This window comes from Streptomyces sp. So13.3, from assembly GCF_005860785.2.
Classification (GTDB): Bacteria; Actinomycetota; Actinomycetes; order Streptomycetales; family Streptomycetaceae; genus Actinacidiphila; species Actinacidiphila fildesensis.
This window is the reverse complement of the sequence record NZ_CP048835.1, coordinates 8,552,856-8,572,146: the sequence shown is the minus strand read 5'-3', so window position 1 is coordinate 8,572,146 and position 19,291 is coordinate 8,552,856. Positions and strand designations below refer to the sequence as shown.

Below are 19,291 nucleotides of genomic sequence, written 5' to 3'. Positions count from 1 at the left end.
GATTAACTAGTCGAGGAGGCCACCATGTGGGAATACGAGAGCAGCATCGAGACCCGCGCCACCCCCCAGGCGGTCTGGCGGCTCTGGGCGGACGTCGAGAACTGGGGCGCCTGGAACGCCGAGATCGAGAAGATCGAGATCAGCGGCCCGTTCGCACCCGGCGCGCGGATCACGATGACGCCGCCCGGCGACGACCCGGTACTGCTCGTCGTCGCCGAGGCGGTCGAGAACGAGATGTTCGTCGACGAGGCCCGGTTCGGCGATCTGTTGCTGCGGACCATGCACCGGATCGAACGGCTCGGCCAGGACCGGATCCGAGTGGTGTACCGGATGGAGATCAGCGGCGCCGGCTCCGACGAGGCGGGACCGCAGATCGGCCCGGGCATCACCGCCGACTGGCCCGGCACGCTGGCGTCGCTGGCCGCCCTGGCATCGCGGGGCTGATGGCGCCACGGCTTGAGGATCTCCGCAACCCCGGCCGGGGTCCGGCCCGATGGCCCGATCGGTCGGCGACACCGGTACGGCCCGCAGCCCCGGTCCGTCCCGCCGCTCCAGCGGAGCGGCGGGACCGGGCCTCGTCCCCTGCGTCTGCAGCACACGGCCGTTCGCTGCAGACACGGCCGGCCCCGCATCCGGGAGCCTCAAGGAATCAGAACGACCTTGCCGCGGTTGGCCCGCGCCTCGATGATCTCGTGCGCCCGCGCGACCTCGGCCAGCGGGATCTCGGCGTGCACCGCGGGCCGCAGCCGCCCGGACAGCGCGAGCTCCCACAGCAGCTCGCCGTGCCGGTCGTACAACTCCCGCTGGGTGGTCGAGAATCGCGCCATGGTGAGACCGGTGATGGTCTTGGCGCCCGCGAGGAGATCGAAGGCGGAGACCGTGCCACCACCGGAGCCGAAGAAGACCATCCGTCCGCCGGGCGCGAGAGCGGCCACGGCCCGCGGGAGAAGATCACCGCCGACGCCGTCCAGGACGACATCGACGGGCTCGCCCCAGTTCTCGCTGTCGTACAGCACGACCTCGTCCGCACCCTGCGCGCGCAGGAAGTCCGCCTTGGCGGGCGAGCTCACGGCCGCGACGATCCGCTGAACGCCCTGGATCCGGGCCAGTTGGACCGCCAGGTGCCCCACCCCGCTGGCGGCTCCCGTGATCAGGACCGACTCGGCCGGCGCGGTACGGGCGGTGGCGAGGGCGGCGAGGGCGACCTGCCCGCCGCGCACCAGGGCGACGGCCCGCACCGCGCTCGCGCCGTCCGGCAGCCGGCTCGCCATGACGGCGGGCGCGACGGCCAGTTCGGTGTACGAGCCGGTGAAGGTGAGGGACGTGACGCGGTCCCCGACCGCGAAGTCCGTCACGCCGGGCCCGAGCGCGACCACCTCTCCGGCGACCTCCCCGCCCAGAATTCCCGGCAGTGGCGTTCCGCCGCCCTCACCGCGGACCTTGCGTACCGAGGGCAGCGTCACGCCGATGGCCTCCGTGCGGACGAGCAGTTCACCGGGTCCGGCCGTGGGCTCCTCGGCCTCCTCCACGCGCAGCACTTCCGGGCCGCCGTACTCGTAGAAGCGGACACGCCGCATGAACGCACCTCCAGGTCATTGGTGAGCCCAACGGTATCAGAATGTCATTGGGCGCCCCAATGATTTGTTCGGTACGCTGACGGCATGGCCGAAGACCCGTACGCCCCCGCCCGGATCCGTGAACTGCCCAGCTGGCTCCTGGGGCGTGCCGCCGCCCGGGGGCACCACCTGGTCGCCGGGGCCCTCGCCCGCGAGGGCCTGCGGATGATGCATCACGCGGTCCTGTCGGCCGTCGCCGAGCTGGGGCCGGTGTCGCAGGCGGAGCTCGGCCGCAGTCTCAGCATCGACCCCAAGGACATGGTCGCGATCGTCAACGAACTCCAGAGCCGCGGTCTGGTGACCCGTACACCCGACCCCAAGGACCGCCGCAAGAACGCCATCGCCATCTCGGTGAGCGGCCGGCGGCGCCTGCGGCGCACGGAGGCGCTGGGGGACGAGGCGAACGCCGAACTGACCGCGGCTCTCTCCCCCGCGGAACGTGAGCAGCTCATCGCCCTGCTCACCCGCATCATCCAGCCGGAGGAGCTCGCCTGCGACACCACCGAGAGCAGCGAATAGCGCGCCGGGACCGTGCCAGGATCGCGCCGGGACCGTTCTCCGGTCACATCGACGGGGCTTCGCGGGTCATGGATAGGACACCGGGCGACGGGAGAATGTGACCGATGAACGACGAAGAGTTTCTCGCGGAGCGGTTCGAGGCCCACCGCACCCATCTGCGCGCAGTGGCCTACCGCATGCTCGGTTCGCTGAGCGAAGCGGACGACGCCGTGCAGGACGCGTGGCTGCGGGCCAGCCGCGCCGGCACCGACGGTGTGGAGAACCTGGGCGGCTGGCTGACGACCATCGTCGCCCGGGTGTCGCTCGACACGCTGCGGTCGCGCACCACGCGCCGCGAGGACCCGTTGGACGTCCATGTGCCCGACCCGGTCATCAGCAGCGCGGAAGGACTCGACCCCGAGCACGAGGTGCTGCTGGCGGACTCGGTCGGTCTCGCACTGCTCGTCGTCCTGGAGACGCTGCCGCCCGCCGAACGGCTCGCCTTCGTCCTGCACGACATGTTCGCCGTGCCGTTCGACGACATCGCCCCGATCGTGGACCGCTCCCCCGCCGCGACCCGGCAGCTCGCCAGCCGGGCCCGGCGCCGCGTCCAGGGAGCGGCGCCGGCTCCCGACGCGGATCTGAGCCGTCAGCGCGAGGTCGTCGACGCCTTCATGACCGCGGCGCGCGGCGGTGACTTCGACGCGCTGGTGGCGGTGCTCCACCCCGACGTCCTGATGCGGGCCGACATCGGCACCGCCTCCGAGGCCGGCAAGGTCTCCCGGCTCATCCGCGGCGCACGGGAAGTGGCTCAGCAGGCGGTCACCTTCGCGGCCTACGCCCCGTACGCCAGGCCCGCGCTCATCAACGGAGCACCAGGGATCGTCACGGTCCCCGACGGGCAGCTGTTCTCGGTCATGGGCTTCAACGTCGCCAACGGCAAGGTCACCGAGATCAACCTCCTCGCCGACCCGGACCGGCTCGCCAAGCTGGAATGGGAACTCCTCGGCGACTGAGCCGGGCTCTCCCGCTCCCGCCGCCCGCCGCCCTCAAGGGGGCGGCGGGCATCAGGCCTGTGCGGCGAAGACGTCGTAGGCGTCCTGGTCGAACAGCACGAACCGGGCCTCGGTCACCGCCGTCTGCGCCGCCCCGACCGTCGCCAGGGCGATCCGTGCCCCGTCCTCCATCGGCCATCCGTACACGCCCGTGGAGATCGCCGGGAAGGCCACCGTCCGCGCTCCCAGCTCGTCGGCCACCCGCAGCGACTCCCGGTAGCAGGACGCCAGCAGGTCCGAACGGTCCTCGTCCGGCGACCAGACCGGGCCGACGGTGTGGATCACCCAACGTGCGGGCAGCCGTCCCGCGGTGGTCGCCACGGCCAGGCCGGTCGCCAGCCCCTTCCCGTAGTGGGACGCCCGCAACGCACGACACTCCGCCAGGATCTCGGGCCCGCCCTTGCGGTGGATCGCCCCGTCCACTCCCCCGCCGCCCAGCAGCGAGGAGTTGGCGGCGTTGACGATCGCGTCGGCGTGCTGTCCGGTGATGTCGCCGAGGGCGAAGGTGATGTCGATCATGAGCCATCCTCCCAGACCCGCGGACGTCCGGGCCGGCGATTTCACCGCCGCCGCCGGGAAGCCGTCCCGTCCGGTCCGCGGAACGGCTCGTGCCGTACCGCCGGGCCGGACGTCGTTCACCTGCCCTTGCAGTCCACCTTGACCTGGCCGACGGCGATGTGACGGTTCGTGTTGCCACTGCCCCAGTCCACGCCCCGGTTGTCCAGGAAGACTTCGAGCCGGGGCGTCGCGATGTTGTACGTACCCCCGTTGACCCAGCGGCCGGGATTCGCGGCCTGGTCGATCTTGAAGTACCCGAGGTGGTCGCTGGAGGACGATCCGCGGACCGCGTAGTGGGCGGGGTTGCCGCCCACCATGGTGATGTCCTTCGACGACGGGACGTACACATAGACCGTGCACGTCCCGCTCTTCACCGAGCCGGTGGAGAACAGCCAGCTCGCGTACTGGCCGCTGTCGGCCTTGGTCGCGGAACCGCTCATCGGCATGGCGTTGAAATCACCGTCGCAGCCGTTGCCGATCCAGCCGGAACTGCCGTACCGCCAGCCCTTGGTGCCGTCCTTGTACGTGCCCTTCACAGTCAGTCCGCCGCTTCCGCAACCGGGACCGATCAGCATGCTGAAGACCGGTACGGAAGCCGCCGGACGCGAGTTGGCGGGGCCCGTCGTGCCGCTGCCGCTCGGCCGGCCCTGCGGGGCGCCGGTGGAGCCGTTCGGCGCCGCGCCGGACGCGCCTCCGGAACTGGCGGAGCCGGAGGAGCCGCCGGAACCGGACGTCTGCGGCGGCCCGTCCGGCAATGCCTGCCGGTTGGTGTTGCCCTGGCCCGAGGGCGCGTCACCCGCCGGTGCGCCGGCCTGCGGCGGACCGCCGGCTGTGGCCTGGGTGGGCGCCCCGCCCGGATTACCGGTCGTCCCGGGCGATGCGGAGGACTGCGTGCCCGGGACCAGGCCCGGCAGCGTGCTGTCGGGGCCGATCGGGCTGCCGTCGGCGAGTTTGGCGGTGTTCTTGGCGGGAGCGTCGTCCGAGCCCGAGACGAGGAACGGCACCGCGACCAGGAGCAGACCCACCACGGCGGCCGCCGCGAGCATGGGCTTGCCCGGACGGCCCGGCACAGAAGCCAGCAACCCACGCGGACCGCTCCCCGTACCGCCCGCGGCCACAGCGGCCGCCTCGGCCTCGCCTTCCGCCTCGCCCTCCGCCGTTGCGGTCGCGGTCGCGGCAGCCGTCGCCTCAGCGGTCGCGCCTTCCGAAGCACTCGCGGCTGCCGCGGCCGGCTCCCGCTCCCCGGTCGCTGCGGACGCGGACGCGGGGACGGTGCCGGTCGCAGGATCCGGCGCGGTGACGGCAGCGGCCACGGTGGCCGGAGCGACCGGCACCGCGGCTGTGGTCGCGGAGGTCGATGGGGTAGCAGAGGTCGATGGGGTCGCGGCAGCGGCGGTCGCGGCAGCGGTCGCGGCGGCCACCGCCGGTATACCGGCACCCGGCATCGCCGCGCCGGGCAGCGCGCCCGCGCCCGGTTCACCGCTGACGACGGGGAGCACGGCGGCGTGCAGCACGGCGGGGCGTGCCTGCTCGGCACCTGACTCCCCGCTCGTCGCCGGACGTCCGCCTCCGTCACCTGACTCGTTCTCAGGCGTCCGGGGTGTAGAGGTACTCATGGTGCTGACCTGCTTTCCAGGGTTACGAGGCGGAGAGGTACGAGCCGAGTCGGCCGGTGCATTGCCGCGGCCAGGCGGTCGCGGAGGACGCGACGTCGGTGCCGCAGCGGGCCGCCTCCTCCAGCCGGGAGAGAGTCGCGGCGGGCAGCGATCGTCCGCCGGCGCCGGACGGGGTCTCATGGAGCAGCAGCCGCCCGGGGAGTTCTCCGGTGGCGGCGTGGACGGCGCAGACGAGCAGCCGGGTGCCCGGCAGGATGACGATCTGTTCGGGAGCGCCGCCGCTGTCCGGCGCACCCAGCAGGGCGCCGGTGCGGCGACCGGTCGTGGTGTGGACCGCGTAGCGCCCCACCGCTGCCGGAAGGTACCGGGCGGCGGAGGCTGCGGGCAGCGCGGTGACGGGTTCCCGCACCAGGAGCGATCCGCCGGTTTCCTGCCCGCCGGCCGGATCGGTGCCGGGGTCCCAGGCTCGCAGCACCGGGCCGCGGTACACCGGCAGCCGTCGCAGTCCGGCGGTCAGACAGGCCCAATAGGCCGCGGTCCCCGCGTCTGCGCGCCGCATGCCCGCCACCAGGGCTTCCGGGCCGAACGGATCGGCGTCGCCGGAACCCAGGAAGAGGTGCGCGGCGCCCAGTTCGACCCTGGCCACGTCCTCGTCACGGGCCCGCAGTGCCGGCATCCGGACCATCGCCCGGGATACCGCGCCCGCATGCCGCTCCCAGCGGTCGCCGACCAGGTCACGAAGGGCTGCCCGGTCGGCAGCGGTGCAGGCCGGTACGGGCCAGGACTCCGCCTGCACCGCTTCGGACTCCGCGGCGGGAGGGGAGAACGAAGGCGCACTCACCGGGAGTGCCGGCGTCGAGGATGGCAACACTGGGAGTGGCGACACCCGGGACGGCGTCGACGCCGGGGACGACGGGACCGGTGCGGCCGACCGGACTACCGGTGCGGCCACGGCAGCCGCAGATGCCGCAGCGGTCGCGGGACCGCCCGTCGCGGCTACCGCGGGCTCGGTCACGGACGCCTGTGCCCCGCCGAAGGAGGGCACGGTGGCGCTGCTGGTCGTCAGGGGTACCGGCGCCGGGGGTGTCGCCGCTGCCTGCCCGTCCGGCTCCCGCGCCGGCGACTCCCCGCCCGTGAGGGGCACGGAGTTCGGCGAAGCCGTCCGGTCCGGTGCGACGAGCGGCTCCGCCGTCGAGGCCAGGACGGATGCAGGCAGCTCGGATCGTCCTTTGCTCCGGGCGTTCTCCAGGCGATGTCCCACGGACAGGGCGGGAACGACGGTGCGGCCCGCCGTCGACACTTCCTCCCGGGTCGCTGCACCGCCGGTGGCGGACGGCGACGCGGCCGGCTGGGCGCTCAGCGATGCCTGGGATGAGGCGACCTGGGCGACGGCCGCAACTCCGCACGTCGCAACGGTGACCGAGCGGGCCGCCACGGCGGCGGCCGGCTCGGCCACCGTTCCCGTGGGAGGCGCGGCAGCGGAGGTCGGCAGTGGTTCGGGCGCTGTCCCGCGTTCCGGCCGTACCGCCCCGGTGACGGCGGCGGCCTCGTTGCGCGCGGTCGGGAAACCGTGCCCCCTCGGCTGGTCCGCCGCGAGGGTGAACCGCCGGCCGGACGCCAGTCGGCGCAGCGCGTGCCGGTCCTGGAAAGTGAAGGCGCCCTCGGCCGTCAGCAGGGCGTGGTCGCGGAAGTCCGGTTCCAACGCGTCCAGCACATCGGTCAGCGCCAGCCAGAACGTCGCGTCCTGGGCGGACTCGGTACCGGCCGCGGACACGACGACCACCGCGGTCTCCGGGTTCACCGGCCGGGCGCCGAGATCCGTGGGAAGCCCGTCCCCGGCGCCGAACCACAGGCCCCAGCGGGTGAGGAGGACGTTCCAGCCGTCGCCCAGATCGAAGGTGCCGTCGCCGATGGGGCGGGCCCCGCGGATGGGCGGGCTCCGCCAGGACATCGGCGAGTCCGGCGGGCGGATGCCGTCCGCACCGACAGGGGCGCAGGACACCGACTCGACGAAGGGGCGCCAGAGCGCGGCCCCGTCGACCCCGCCGACCAGCACCTGCGTCCGCCGGACCGCCGTCTTCCGCGTCGCGCTCTCCGCTGCCTCCGGTGCGGCACTGGTGGTGGACGTGGTGAGGGGCAGTCCCGTCAGCACCTCGATGTCCGCGCCCAGCAGGTCCGCCACCTCGTACGCGGCCGGGAGCAGGTCCCGGTGGTCGGCGGGCGCCAGCCGCAGGGCGGTGCGGGACCGGGCCGGCAGCGCGGCGAGCAGTTCGGCGAGATCCCCGGCGGGTACGGGGCGGCTGCGGGCGCTGCCGACGAGCAGGGTGGGGCGGTCCGCGTCGGCGGGCACCGCGAAGGCCAGGTCGCCCGCCGCCGCGGCGGACGACTCGGCGGGTCGCAGAAGCAGGCCCGCGGGTATCTGTTCGACGACGCAGCCACCGACGTCACGGGTCCCCATCCTGGCGATGTCGGACTGCCAGGCCGGGGCCGGGTGCCGCCGGCCGAGCGGCGCGGGCGGGAGACCGGGGCGCATTCCCACCAACCGCCGCCGGGAGAGGCGGGGTCGGGGACGAAGAGGGTGCCGCCGGGTGTCACGACCGCCGGCGCGTCGGGCGCCACGACGGTGAGCCGCCAGGCGTCGGCGAGTTGCTGGGCCGAGGAGGCATGGCCGGCCGCCCGGCCGCCGCCCGACATCACGAGCCGGACGCGCTCGCAGCCCCTCGTCCGTCAGCCGCCGCAGTGCCGCGCCCAGCGCGGGCCAGAGGGCGTCGGCCGCCGTATCGGGCACGGCGACCAGCACCGTCGGCAGCCCGGGCACCGGCTCGACGCGGCCGGCCAGCGCGATCAGCGCGTCGGTCTGCTCGGCTGCGGCCCCGGGGTCGCACAGCAGCACGGTGCTGCCGAGCCGATGTGTGCCGGGTGCGCACGCTTCCGGTTCGCCGGTGCCCGGGCCGGTGGCTGCCAGGGCGACCGCGGTGGGTCGGCCGATCGCCGGGGCGGGGGCACCGGCGGCAGCGTCCGGTGTTCCGTCGGTTCCTGGTTGCGGCCGCTCCGCCGCACCGAACCAGCGCGGCAGCGCGGGACGTCGCGGCGTCATACGACGCTCCGCGGTCCGACGCGCGGGCGGCAGCCGTGGCGGCCAGTTGTCATGCGTGTACTCCGATGTCCGGTGCCTGCGATGGTGTGCGTACGACCGTGCGCGCGGCGGATCACACTTCCGTCAAGGTGATCAGCTCGTACTTCCGTGGCTCCAGCGCGCCGTTCGGCCCTGGGACGTACCTCGTTCGCCACTCCCGCCCGGTGATCCGGAGCCGGGCACCGGGGAGGAAGGTGACCTCCCCCTCCCCGTCGATCGCGGAGAAGGGGTGGATGTCCCGCCCGTTGGCTCCGTTCGGCGTGATCTCCAGGAGCACGCGGTGCGTCATGGGCAGCAAAGGGTTGTCGGTCGCGAAGCCCAGCGCGACGTCATGGTCGGTGCTGCTGCTCGCGATGCTGCTGGTCGTCACGGTGTCGCCGGAATAGGTGAACATCAGCGAACCCAGGACCCCGAGTGACGTCGTGTCGGCGCCGGCCGCCCAGTCACCGCGCCACAAGGGTCCGGCGGTGGCGCCGGGAAGGATACGGAGCGCCTCCACGGCCATGTCGGCGTGCAGCTTGGCCTCCTTGACGATGCGGGGCAGGAGTTCGTCGACCCTCGCGTAGAGCTCCGCTTCGAGCCTGCCTCTCGTCACGAGGTCGGTCGCGGGAGCCGCGTGGAAGTCCCTGATGTTCTCGGCCACGGCCCGGTCGTGGAAGAACATGCTGGGGAGCTCCGGATCCGTCCCCGCCAGTTCCTTGGCCACGAAACCCCGGAGCTTGAGGCGAGCGGCGACCGAGATCGAGTCCAGGAGCGGAACCCTGCTGTCCGCGCCAAGTTGCCTCTCGATCGCCAGGTTGATCAGCGTGTGGTTGCTTCCGGTGTACGCGAGCAGCGCGATGATGTGCGCCTTGTTGAAGGTCACCACGAGGTCCGCCGCATCGAGGTGGTGGGCGGTGAACCAGTCGGCGAGTTCGGTGTTTCCCGAACTTCCGGGGGTCACGCTCTCCTCGAACAGCTCCCGTGTCAGATCCGTCGCCAGCTCCAGCGGATCGTCCGCCTGGGGATCGAGCGGATCACGCTCGAGCGCCAGGAACCCTTCGGGGCTGTGCGCCGCATCGCGGTAGAGGAGTTCGTGCGGCAGCAGGCCGTACCGCCAGGGGATCGGGTCGGGGTTGTCCGGTCCCAGCCGGTCGGCCACGGGTATCTCGCGGAAGGTCCGCATGTCGAAGGCCGGTCCGAGCGCGCTGAGGCTGCGGTACATCGACGCCGCGTCGGTCAGGTCGAACTTCCGGCCGCCCTCCCCCTCGAAACCGGCCATCTGCGCGCCGCGCAGGATCTCGTACAGCGAGTGGTCGTTGTGCAGGCGCATCCAGCCGATGAGGCCGACCAGGAATTCCGCCTGGGTCGCGCCGCTGACGTTGAGCCACTGGAACGCGCTGAGCATTCTCGTCGTGGTGCCGGACAGTCCCGCGATCACGGGGATGCCGCGCTGCTCCATGTCCCGGGTCCAGCGGGACTCGGCCAGCGTGTAGTAGGCCTCGCCTCCGATCGACCTCAGCGGCAGTTCCGGCCCCGAGACCGGAAGTCCGTTGATGAACGGCGGGAGGTCACCTTCCCGCGGCCGCATCCGCGCCTCCACCAGGACCGTCACTTCGTGGAGGGTGAAATGGCTCTCGAAGGCTCCGGGCAGCTCCACCGACGCCCGGTACCTCACGTTCACCGCCCCCGGCGTATCGCGCATGATCTGTTCGATGTCGGGCAGTCCGTTGGGCAGTCGGGGGACGGTGGCGAGTTCGGCGGCGGCGAGGTCGACCCCGAGAATGCGGACCAGCTCCTGATGGTCCTGGAGGAAGCGCAGTTCCCGCGCGCTGAGTTCGGCCTCGTGCCGCTCCAGTTGAGCCGGTGTGAGCTTCCCGGAACCGAACTCGTGGTCGTCCACCGGGCGGGCCGTGCGGTATATCTGGCTGAGCACCATCTCGACCAGGCTCGAGGTCGCACCGTCCTTCGACAGGATCAGATTGCCCAGCGCGAAGGGATCGTTGGCGAACATGTAGGCCTGCCCGGGGAGCGCCCGCTCCAGGAAACCGTGGAGGTTCTCCCGCCGCGGTCCGTACAGCTGCGCCCGGTAGGACTTCAACGCGTCGACGTCGAGTCCCATTCTTCCCGCGGCGGCCCAGTCCTCGGTCCTCATCAGTTCGATCAGGGCCTTCTTGAACCCGCGGTCCTCCGCGGGAGTTCCCGCGTTGGAGGCGTAATAGGCGGCGTTGTAGAAGGCGGTGAACTTCTCCCGCGGATTTCCGCCCGTCAGCATTTCCACGACATGGCCGTCGGCGAGACCGGTGCGCTGGATCTGGCCCGCACTGCCACGGTCGTTCTTGAGGAACGGCCGCAGGGATACGGCCGCCGACGCGGTACCGAAGAACTCGTCAAGCCCGTTCTTGAGCCGTGCGAGGGCCTTGGTGACCGGCGAGTTGGTGTCCAGAGCGGGGCCGGCACCCCTGCTCAGCCGGTAGGCGTGCTTCGCGACCCGGGTCTCGAACGACTCGGCGGCTGCCTTCCAGCCGGGAAGCTCGACGGCCGGCCGCCGGGGGAAGAGCCGTTGCAGGCCCTCGCCCTCCCCGCCGGGCAGCATGCCGAAGTCACGGCCCGACGTGCCTTCCGCATGGTCGTGGTACAGCGACTCGTCGTACTGTCCCTCACCCCTGAGCAGCATGCCGTCACCGTCACGGACGTGCGCCCACACGCTGTGCCGCGACGAGTCGTCGGGCAGCGGCGGGGTGGTGTCGCCCTGCGTGATGTCGTGAACGGTCCGCTGCTGGGGGTCGATCAGCTGGATCCGCCCGTCGGCGGTGTGCAGCACCGTGACGGCGTGCCCGACCTCACCGTTTCCGGCGACGAGCACCAGAGCACGGGTGCCGGGGCCGCCGTCACGGACGAGCGTGCGGACCTGCTCCATGCCCTGGGGGCCCTCGCCGAAGTGCCAGGCGGGACCCTGGAGCTTGCTCAGGGACCAGACGGCGAGCCGCTCGGGGCTGCTGCCGGGCAGCGTGCCGGCCGCACGGGGGCGGCCGTCGAGGGTGTCCCAGAGGGACAGGTTCGCTTCCAGACAGTTCGCCCGGTCCTCGGTGGGTGCGACGAAGCGCAGCAACTCGGAGGTGACGTGCGGCAGTTGGCCGTCGGCGAGGTTCAGCGAGGCGACGTGGTCGTTCAGGGCACGGTGCTGTTCCGGGGTGGGCGGCACGAGTCCGCGGTCGATGAGTCCCCGGTCGCCCTGGGGGGCGTCGGTGTACGGGCGCTTGGCCGGTGGCGTCTCCTGCGACGGATCGGTGTGCGCGTCCGGGTCCGCGTCGCGGAGTCGCTTCGTGCCCTGTGGGTGTTCCGGGGCTGCCGTGTCCTGGCCGCCGATGATGGCGAGGAACGTCTCGTCGGCGAGGGAACCGGGACGGGTGGAAACCGTCGTGGAACCGGGACCGCCGGTCTCCGTCGGCAGTTCCGAGGAGAGTGTGCTCATGTTCCAGACACTGCCGAGCAGGCCGTCGGAGGAAACGGTGTCCGGAACCGGTTCCGCGACGGCGCCCGGGACGGGGTCCGGGTTCGCCGGCAGGTCGTAGACGCCCATGTAGAGGGAGTCCACATCGCCGTACTCGATGAATCGCGTGCGGTTCGTCAGGAGTCTGGAGGCGTTCGGGCGTTCGGCGCCGTCGGCGACCTTCACCTGACGCATCGCCCCCACGGGCTTGGGGTCCTCGATGATGGTGCTGTGGTCGGTGGCGTCGTTGAAGACGCCGATGCCACCGTCCCGGAGAGCGGAGTTGCGGAGATCGGAGCCGTGCGCCACGAGGATCTGGACATCGGCGGGAGTCCGCTCGTTGACCGCGCGCCGGTTGTTGTGGTCCTGGCAGATCTCCAGAGCGATGGTGCGATTGCCGACGGTGAACGTGGCTCTGTCGGTGACCTGACTGCCCGCGGCGTTGAACCCGTTGTAGAGATCGTTGGCCAGGGCCTGCGCCTGCCGCTTCCGGTCCTCCTTCCAGTCGGCGCGGTCCTCCCGGCCGGGGGTATAGCCGTCGACGTCGAGTCCCTCCCGCATCTTGGTCGTTTCATGGACCAGCCGGCCGTTCAGCACCGCGGACGATCCGGCCTTGATGACGATGCCGTTCCCGGAAGGGTGCGGCTCCGCCCACACCGTCGACCCGGGAATGATCAGAAGATCCGGGTGCTCCCGGCTCAGGGCGACCATGGACGTAATGATCATTTCCTTCTCGCCCAGGGTGAACGGGATCTTCGGGCGCTTGAAGTACCACTCGGGGGCGGTGAACAGCCCCAGAAGGGCGTCCGGGTCGGCCTCCGACCGCTGCCGCACCAGAAAATCACGGTGCGCCTCGCGGACCCGGTCGCTCAGCATCTCGATGCGGATGTCGACCTCGGTGGCCGTGCTGGGCAGTCGTGTCATGACGCGGTCGTGCGCGGCCTCCGACTCACGGAGAAAGGCACCGTTCCGGTCCGTCATGGCGCCGGCCCCGTAGACGGCGATCCGCTCGAACCGCCGGGCAGGACCCGGATCGGGGGCGAGGGACGACCGCAGTTCGAGTGTGAGGTTCCTGCGGACCTCGTCCACCGACCCCCGCAGCCCGGCGACCGCGCCGGAACGGTCGCTGACGACGGCTGCTCCGGTGAAGTCCCGTTTCGTGCTCTCCCAGGCCTCGATGGCCTTCTGTACAGTGCCGAGCCTGCTCAGCCGGTCCTGCGGAGTGAGTGTCCGCTCCGATCCGGACGGTGCGTGGTAGGCGTCGAGAGCGGCATCGATGTCCCGCAGTCGCCGCGACCTCAAGGAGCCCGAAACCTCCGAGGACGCCTTCCACTCGGCGGTGGACGGCATCCTGGGCGGCGTGCTGACCGACGGGTTGTCCCGGTCCGTCGCACCGAGCGGCCCCTCCCGTCCTTCGTCGCCGCCCGCGTCCGCCACGTGGTGCGGCGACGGGTCCCGCTCGGGGAAGTCGCCGTGTGTGGGGAGGAATTCCAGCCGGTCGGGCGCGGGCGGGAGGTCGGCGAGACGCCCGGTCTGGCCGTCGAGGAGCACGACACCGTTCTCGTCGTGGACCACGTTGAAGACATGTGCGACGGGATCGCCGGCGGTCCCGACCACCACCATGCCCCGGGCCCCGGGCCCTGCCTGGTGCATCGCCGCCACGACCTCCGCGTACGAGGTGACGGTGACCGGCGGGCGGTCCCGGTAGTTGGCCAGGTCGTGGGCAGGGCTGAGCTCGCTGGGCGGGGCCTGGTGGCCGACGCCCTCGGACAGCGACAGATCGGTGGCGATCGCGGTCAGCAGACAGTTCGTCCGGGCCTGCTCGATCGTGTCCCGGAACGGGTTCACGCCCGGCAGCCACGGATAGTCCCGCTCCACCAGCCCGGCGCGGGTCAGCTCGTCGGACGAGCCCCCGTGCACGACGCGCTGCGTGCCCAGATCCGGTTCCGCTCCCACCGTCGGCACGTGGTGGCCGCCGGACACGGCACCCAGGAGGTGCTGGGCAGCGCCGGGCAGGTCGTGGATGCCCATGTCGAGGTTGCGCACGTCGGCGTACGTGTGGAACTCACGCACCTCCGTCGCCGGCCTGGCATTCCCCGGCGGCCGCGGGAAGTGCACCATGGCCTCGTCGTCGACCCGGTGCACCGAGCGGACGGCGCCGGCCGTGTTCCCGGAGTGGTCCGAAGCATCGTTGTGGACGGCGATACCGCCCGCCCGCAGGGCGGAACGGGTGAGTGCGGCGCCGTGCGAGACAACGATCTGGAGATCGGCCTTCGGGGCTGCGCTCAATTCGTCGAACGCCCGGCTCTTGGCGTGGTCGAGGCAGATCTCGACGGTGATCGTCCGGTTTCCGACGGTGAAGGCCGCCGTGTCGGTGACGCCGGATCCCGCGCGGTTGAAGTCATGGGCGAAGTCCTCACCTCGCTTCTGCGCGACGGCCGCCCGGTCCGGGCCCATGGTCCGGCGGGTGTCCCGGTCCGGCGTATAGCCCGTGACGTCCATGCCCTCGGACTTCTTCGTCGTCTCATGGACCAGCCGTCCGTTCAGCACAGCGGACGTACCGGCTTTGAACGTGGTGTCGCCGCGGAAGACCTGCCCGTCGGCGGCAACGCTCCCGGGCGTGCCCGGCTCGGACCACACCGTCGATCCGGGCACGATCAGCAGCCCGGGGAGTTCCGCGCTCAGGTTGAGCATCGACGTGATGATCATTTCCTTCTCCCCGAGGGTGAAGGGGATCTCCGGTCGCTTGAAGAACCACTCGGGCGCGGTGAACAGACCCAGCAGGTCCTCACCCGGCGGATGCGCCTCCTGCTTGCGCACGAAGTCGGCGTGGGCCTCCCGGATCCTGGTCTCCAGCATCCGGACCCGGATGTCGGCCTCGCGGGCCGAGCCGGGAAGCTCCTGCCTCGCCGCCTCGTAGTCCGTCCTCGGCTCCCCCAGGAACGTCCCGTCCCGCTCGGTCATGGCACCGGCGGAGTAAACGGCCACCCGGCGGTACTCCACGAACGGCAGGGGGTCGCCGGCCTGCGGACCCCGCAGGTCAAGAGCCAGCCGCACCCGCGCCGCGTCCACCGAGCCGCGCAGGTCCCGGACCGCGCCCACCCGCTTCTCGGTGATCTCCTCGCCGGTGAACGTCCGGTGCTTGTCCTCCCAACTCTCGACGGCCGTCTGCAGGGCGTCGAGCCGGCTCCGGCGCTCGGACGGTGTGGCCGACGGGGCGGTGTGGAAGGCGGTGACGGCGTGGTCGAGGGCGGTCAGCGCGTCCGGCCGGGTCGCCAGCGCCACACTCGACGAGCTCTTCCACTGCTTCTCGGACGGCACCTCCGCCGGCCAGCGGTTCTTGCTGACGATGGCGCCCAGTGGCCCGCTTCCGCCGTCCGGTACGCCCTCATGGTGCGGGGTGGTCGGTTCGCTGAAATCGCCGTGGGTGGGAAAGAACTCCAGCCGGTCGGGGGCATGCGGGAGATCGGCGAGAAGGCCGGTCTGGCCGTCGAGGAAGACGATGCCGTTCTCGTCGTGAACGACGTTGAGGACGTGCGCGACGGGGTCGCCGGCGGTCCCGATGACGACCATGCCGCGCGCGCCGGGACCGGCCTGGTGCATCGCCGCCACCACGTCCTCGTACGAGTGCACGGGCAGCGGAGGGCGGTCCTGCCGGTAGTTGGCCAGATGGTCGGCCGGACTCAGCTCCGCGGGCGGCGCCTGGTGGCCGACGTTCTCCGCCAGTGACATGTCGGTGGCGATCGCGGTCAGCAGACAGTTGGTCCGCGCCTCCTCGATCGTGTCCCGGTGCGGGTTCACGTCCGGCAGCCACGGATACCGTTCCGTCACCTGCCGGATCTGCTCCTGCACGGAACCCTTGAACACCACCTGCCGGTCGCCGAAATCCGGCGCGGGGTGCGGGGAGTCCGGGTGTGTGGCGCCCACCTGGTCAGGGCTGTGGAGAGCGGTCGGTGCCGTCGGCTCCTCGCTGGTGGTGTGGATCGGGGCGGGGGCGTCCTGGTTCTCCCCGAGCTGGCGCTTGAGCGTCTGGTGGTAGCCCGTCGCCTGCTCACCGTCCACGCGCCGGGGCCGCTCCGCATCGAAGGTCGCCGGGTCCACTTCCAGCAGTTTGTACGAGCCGAATTCGGAGAGCCCGTCGAACGCCTCGTGCTTGAAGGACTCCCCCAGCACCTTTCCGTCCGGGCCGAGTTCTCCGTCCGCCCGGAGGGAGAGCAGTTCGACCCGTCGTGCCCACTCCTCGCGGGCCGACGTGTTCGCGAACCAGTCGCCGGGGTCCTGGAACATGCCCCGGGGCTTGCCGATCCCGGCGTAGGTGCGGTGGATGCTGTCCGTGTTGATGTCCTGGTGCAGGGCGAGGGAGTTGACGACGACGTCGGTCCGGTCCTTGTCGACGAAGTACTCACCCAGCAACCGTTCGGCCGCGAACAGGGAGAGGCCGCCCTGGGTGTAGTCGATAAGCACCACGCTCTTGCCGAGCGGGATCTCGGGGACGAACTCGTCGAAGTGAGCGAACAGCATGTCCCGCTGTTCGAGCGTCAAGGGAGCCGACGGTATGCGCTGGGGCCCCTGCAGGAACGCCTGGTACTGGATCGAGCCGGGGCTCTCCGGCCCCGGGCGGAACGCCGACAGGGGTATCGAGTGGGCCTGGGTCTCCGTGGTCGCGTGCACCTGAAGTGCCGCGATCACCGCGCCCGGACTGCGTCCGAGCCCGATGTAGACGTGCTCTTCCGGTGGATACGTCTCGGTGATCCTCCTGGCGAGCCCTGACACCGCCTGCAGGACCCGCTCCTGCGCCTCGGCGTGCTTCGCCGAGGACTGGGCGGCGAGTTCCGTCCTGAACTGCCGCGCCTGATCAGGTGTGTAGACGACGGGAGCGTCCCGCGCGGTGTCGTAGAGGAAGTGGTCCAGGGCGTCCCGGATACCACCCGGCGGCAGCGCGATGCCGTGTTCCGCGAACCAGTCGGTGACCTTGTCGGGTGTGAGGCCCTCCTCGCCGTTCGGCCCCAGCAGTTTCACCGTCGCCGAGTCCTCATAGCTCTGCCACGTGTATTCGCCCGCCCTCGGGCCCTCGGTGGGCACGTAGTAGCGGCCGGCGATCCGCAGGAGCGGCGGGGCCTGCACCGGGGGCTGAACGGGGGGCTGAACGACGGCGACGTCCGGCGTCGCCGTGACGACGGGGGTCTGGGAGTGATCCTGTGACGTGGTCACATCCGGCGCGTGTGCGGTCTGGGTGCCCGGCAGGGCTCCCAGCATCCTGGTCGGCGGTGGCTGTACGGCGGCGGGGGGCTCGGTCGGTGGCGTGGTGGGCGGCCTTGTGGGGTCGTTCGCCGACGTCGTGGCCACGGAGACGGGCGCCTCGGTTTCCGGCGGCGCGGTGTGGTGATCGTCTCCGACGGCGAGGTACTGCAGCTCCCCCGACTCGGTGTCCGGCTGAACCCGGGGGGAATCCGGCGTCCCGTCCGGATTCCCGTCCGGGGTTCCATCCGGCGTCACGTCCGGGTTCAGGTCCGGCGAGGAGTCCGTCGTGGTGATCGGCGTCGGCGAGCTCTCGCCGCCCTCGGACGTACCGCTGCCGGTGCCGGTGCCGGTGCTGCCGGGAGTCTCCGCGGCGACGGGGGTGCCGCCGGGCTTCTCCTGCTGTCCGGATACGGTCCGGCCCGCGTTCCCCGGGGTTGCGGTCGTCGGGGTCGTAGGAGTAGTCGAGCTGGCCGGTCCGGAGGCCGTGGGAACGGCGATCGGTGCCGCCATGACGGGAACAGGAGGGCTGCTCTCCCCGTCGCCCTTGTCCATCGTGGAGTCATCCGCGCCGGAATGAGCGTCCGGCGCACCCCAGTACTCCTCCCAGTCGCTGTCCGTCACTTCACTGAGGGGAAGCACGGGGAGCGTCTCGTCGGTCCCCGTTCCGGTGGTGGAATCGCCGGTCGTGGTCGGGGCCTGTGTCGTGGTCGTGTCGCCGCCGGTCGTCGCGGCGGCCGCTGTCCCGCCGTTCCCGGAGCCCGCCGTGAGCCCTGTGGGAGGGGTACCGATGCCCGCTGCCTGCGGTGATCCGCCGAACACCTTCTCGTGGAGCCCGACGCCGATATGACTGCCGGCGGTCTCCGCCAGATGCCCGAGCCGGCCCCCGACCACACCGGAGCCGAAGGTCAGCGCGGACGATTCGAAGGTGTGGTTCTCGCCGAAGATGAGGTTGTAGGTGCCCTCGGCCAGTACCTGGGTCACGCCCTCGGTCAGGCCCTGGCCGAGGTGATTGCCGAACGAGCGGGCCAGATCGCGGGCGAGCGTGTCGGGCACGCCCTTGCTCAGCGCCTTCATCAGGTCCTTGCCGATGACGCCTTCCAGCCCGGCCAGCGAGGTACGCAGAGCGGCGGGCAGCGTCGACTTCCCGAAGTTGCCCAGCAGTTCTCTGGCCCACTTCTCACCTGCTGCGCGTGCGATCTCCCGCTCGCCCGCGGTGCCCAGCCGGTCGGCGAAGGCCTTCCCGACGTTCCTGGTGAGCGCGTTGGCCGCCGCTTCGCTGAGCGGGCCGTTTCCGCGGGTCAGCGCGGGGCCGAGGATGTCCCCCAACTCCTTGCCGAACGCCTTGTTCCCGAGGGTGTTGCCGACCGTGTTGCTGATCTCCCTGGAGATGTTCTTGCCGAAGAGGTTGCCGAGACCCTTCCCGAGCAGCCCGCCCACCGCGCCCATCGGCAGCGTGATCAGACCCTGGATGGCACCGAACTTCACCGCTTCGATCAGCGACTTGGTGTCGAAGTGGTCCCGGGTGCCCTGCAGCAACTGGATCCACTGGACCATGCTGTCCATCGCCGCACCCATGCCGATGCTGATGACTTCGTGCAGCAGGATCTGGCCGAGGATCCTGGCCAGCATGTTCTTCATGAAGAACTCGACGACGGCGCGGCTCGCCAGATACTCGAGGATCGAGGCGCCGCCGGTGAAGAAGGCGAGCGCGAGCGCGATGGCCAGCTCCAGCATCAGTTCGATGCACTGAGCGATGATCATGTACTTGGCGTACTGGATCTGGGTCGCCGTGTCCGAGGTGAACTCGGCGATCATGGCGGCCTGTCCCGACATCGACTTGATGTAGTCGATGCCGGTGCTGTTCAGGAAGGGCGCCATCGCCTCCCGGTACTGCTGCGCGGCCGGGCCGCTGAACGAGCCGGCGGTGTAGGACACGCAGTCGTTGAGCATCTGTGGCAGATCGTTGAGCCGCTTCTCCAGATCCCGGTGCACGCCGGCGAGCGCGAACATCTTGTCCTCGTTGCCGTCGGGCATCTTCATGCCGCTCAGCACTTCCATGAAGGACTTGAACTCCGACGGGATCTGGATCGCCACTGGGT

Annotated in this window: 8 protein-coding genes; 3 read left to right on the top strand and 5 right to left on the bottom strand. The window is 71.3% G+C overall.

Features of this window, described 5'->3' with window-relative positions:
* Positions 1 to 24: 24 nt before the first annotated feature.
* Positions 25 to 444, top strand: coding sequence for an SRPBCC family protein (locus C8250_RS38205; RefSeq protein ID WP_138358529.1), 420 nt, complete (start codon positions 25 to 27; stop codon positions 442 to 444).
* Positions 445 to 641: 197 nt separating this feature from the next.
* Here the strand turns inward: C8250_RS38205 and C8250_RS38200 are convergent, their stop codons facing one another.
* Positions 642 to 1,577, bottom strand: coding sequence for a zinc-binding dehydrogenase (locus C8250_RS38200; protein WP_138358531.1), 936 nt, complete (start codon positions 1,575 to 1,577; stop codon positions 642 to 644).
* Positions 1,578 to 1,661: 84 nt separating this feature from the next.
* On the opposite strand from C8250_RS38200, the gene C8250_RS38195 reads away from it, so the two are divergent.
* Positions 1,662 to 2,135 carry a MarR family winged helix-turn-helix transcriptional regulator gene (locus tag C8250_RS38195; RefSeq protein WP_138358533.1) on the top strand — a complete coding sequence of 158 codons (474 nt, stop codon included), beginning with the start codon at positions 1,662 to 1,664 and terminating at the stop codon, positions 2,133 to 2,135.
* 104 nt (positions 2,136 to 2,239) lie between these two features.
* Complete coding sequence (gene sigJ, locus C8250_RS38190) at positions 2,240 to 3,130, top strand: RNA polymerase sigma factor SigJ (RefSeq protein ID WP_138358535.1); 891 nt, start codon at positions 2,240 to 2,242, stop codon at positions 3,128 to 3,130.
* A 51-nt stretch (positions 3,131 to 3,181) separates the two neighbouring features.
* Here sigJ and C8250_RS38185 read toward each other — a convergent pair whose 3' ends face one another.
* The 4 genes from C8250_RS38185 to C8250_RS38170 form a co-directional block, all read right to left on the bottom strand.
* On the bottom strand, positions 3,182 to 3,688 hold the full coding sequence (locus C8250_RS38185; RefSeq protein WP_138358537.1) for an O-acetyl-ADP-ribose deacetylase: 507 nt from the start codon (positions 3,686 to 3,688) through the stop codon (positions 3,182 to 3,184).
* A gap of 116 nt (positions 3,689 to 3,804) precedes the next feature.
* Entirely contained in the window at positions 3,805 to 5,343 is a 1,539-nt protein-coding gene (locus C8250_RS38180; RefSeq protein WP_138358539.1) for a hypothetical protein, read from the bottom strand.
* 22 nt (positions 5,344 to 5,365) lie between these two features.
* Positions 5,366 to 8,440: a hypothetical protein gene (locus tag C8250_RS38175; protein ID WP_187145148.1), complete on the bottom strand. Its 3,075-nt coding sequence runs from the start codon at positions 8,438 to 8,440 to the stop codon at positions 5,366 to 5,368.
* Positions 8,441 to 8,552: 112 nt separating this feature from the next.
* The gene (locus C8250_RS38170) at positions 8,553 to 19,286 is read right to left on the bottom strand and encodes a toxin glutamine deamidase domain-containing protein (protein ID WP_138355675.1); all 10,734 of its coding nucleotides are present in this window, start codon (positions 19,284 to 19,286) and stop codon (positions 8,553 to 8,555) included.
* Positions 19,287 to 19,291: the final 5 nt, after the last annotated feature.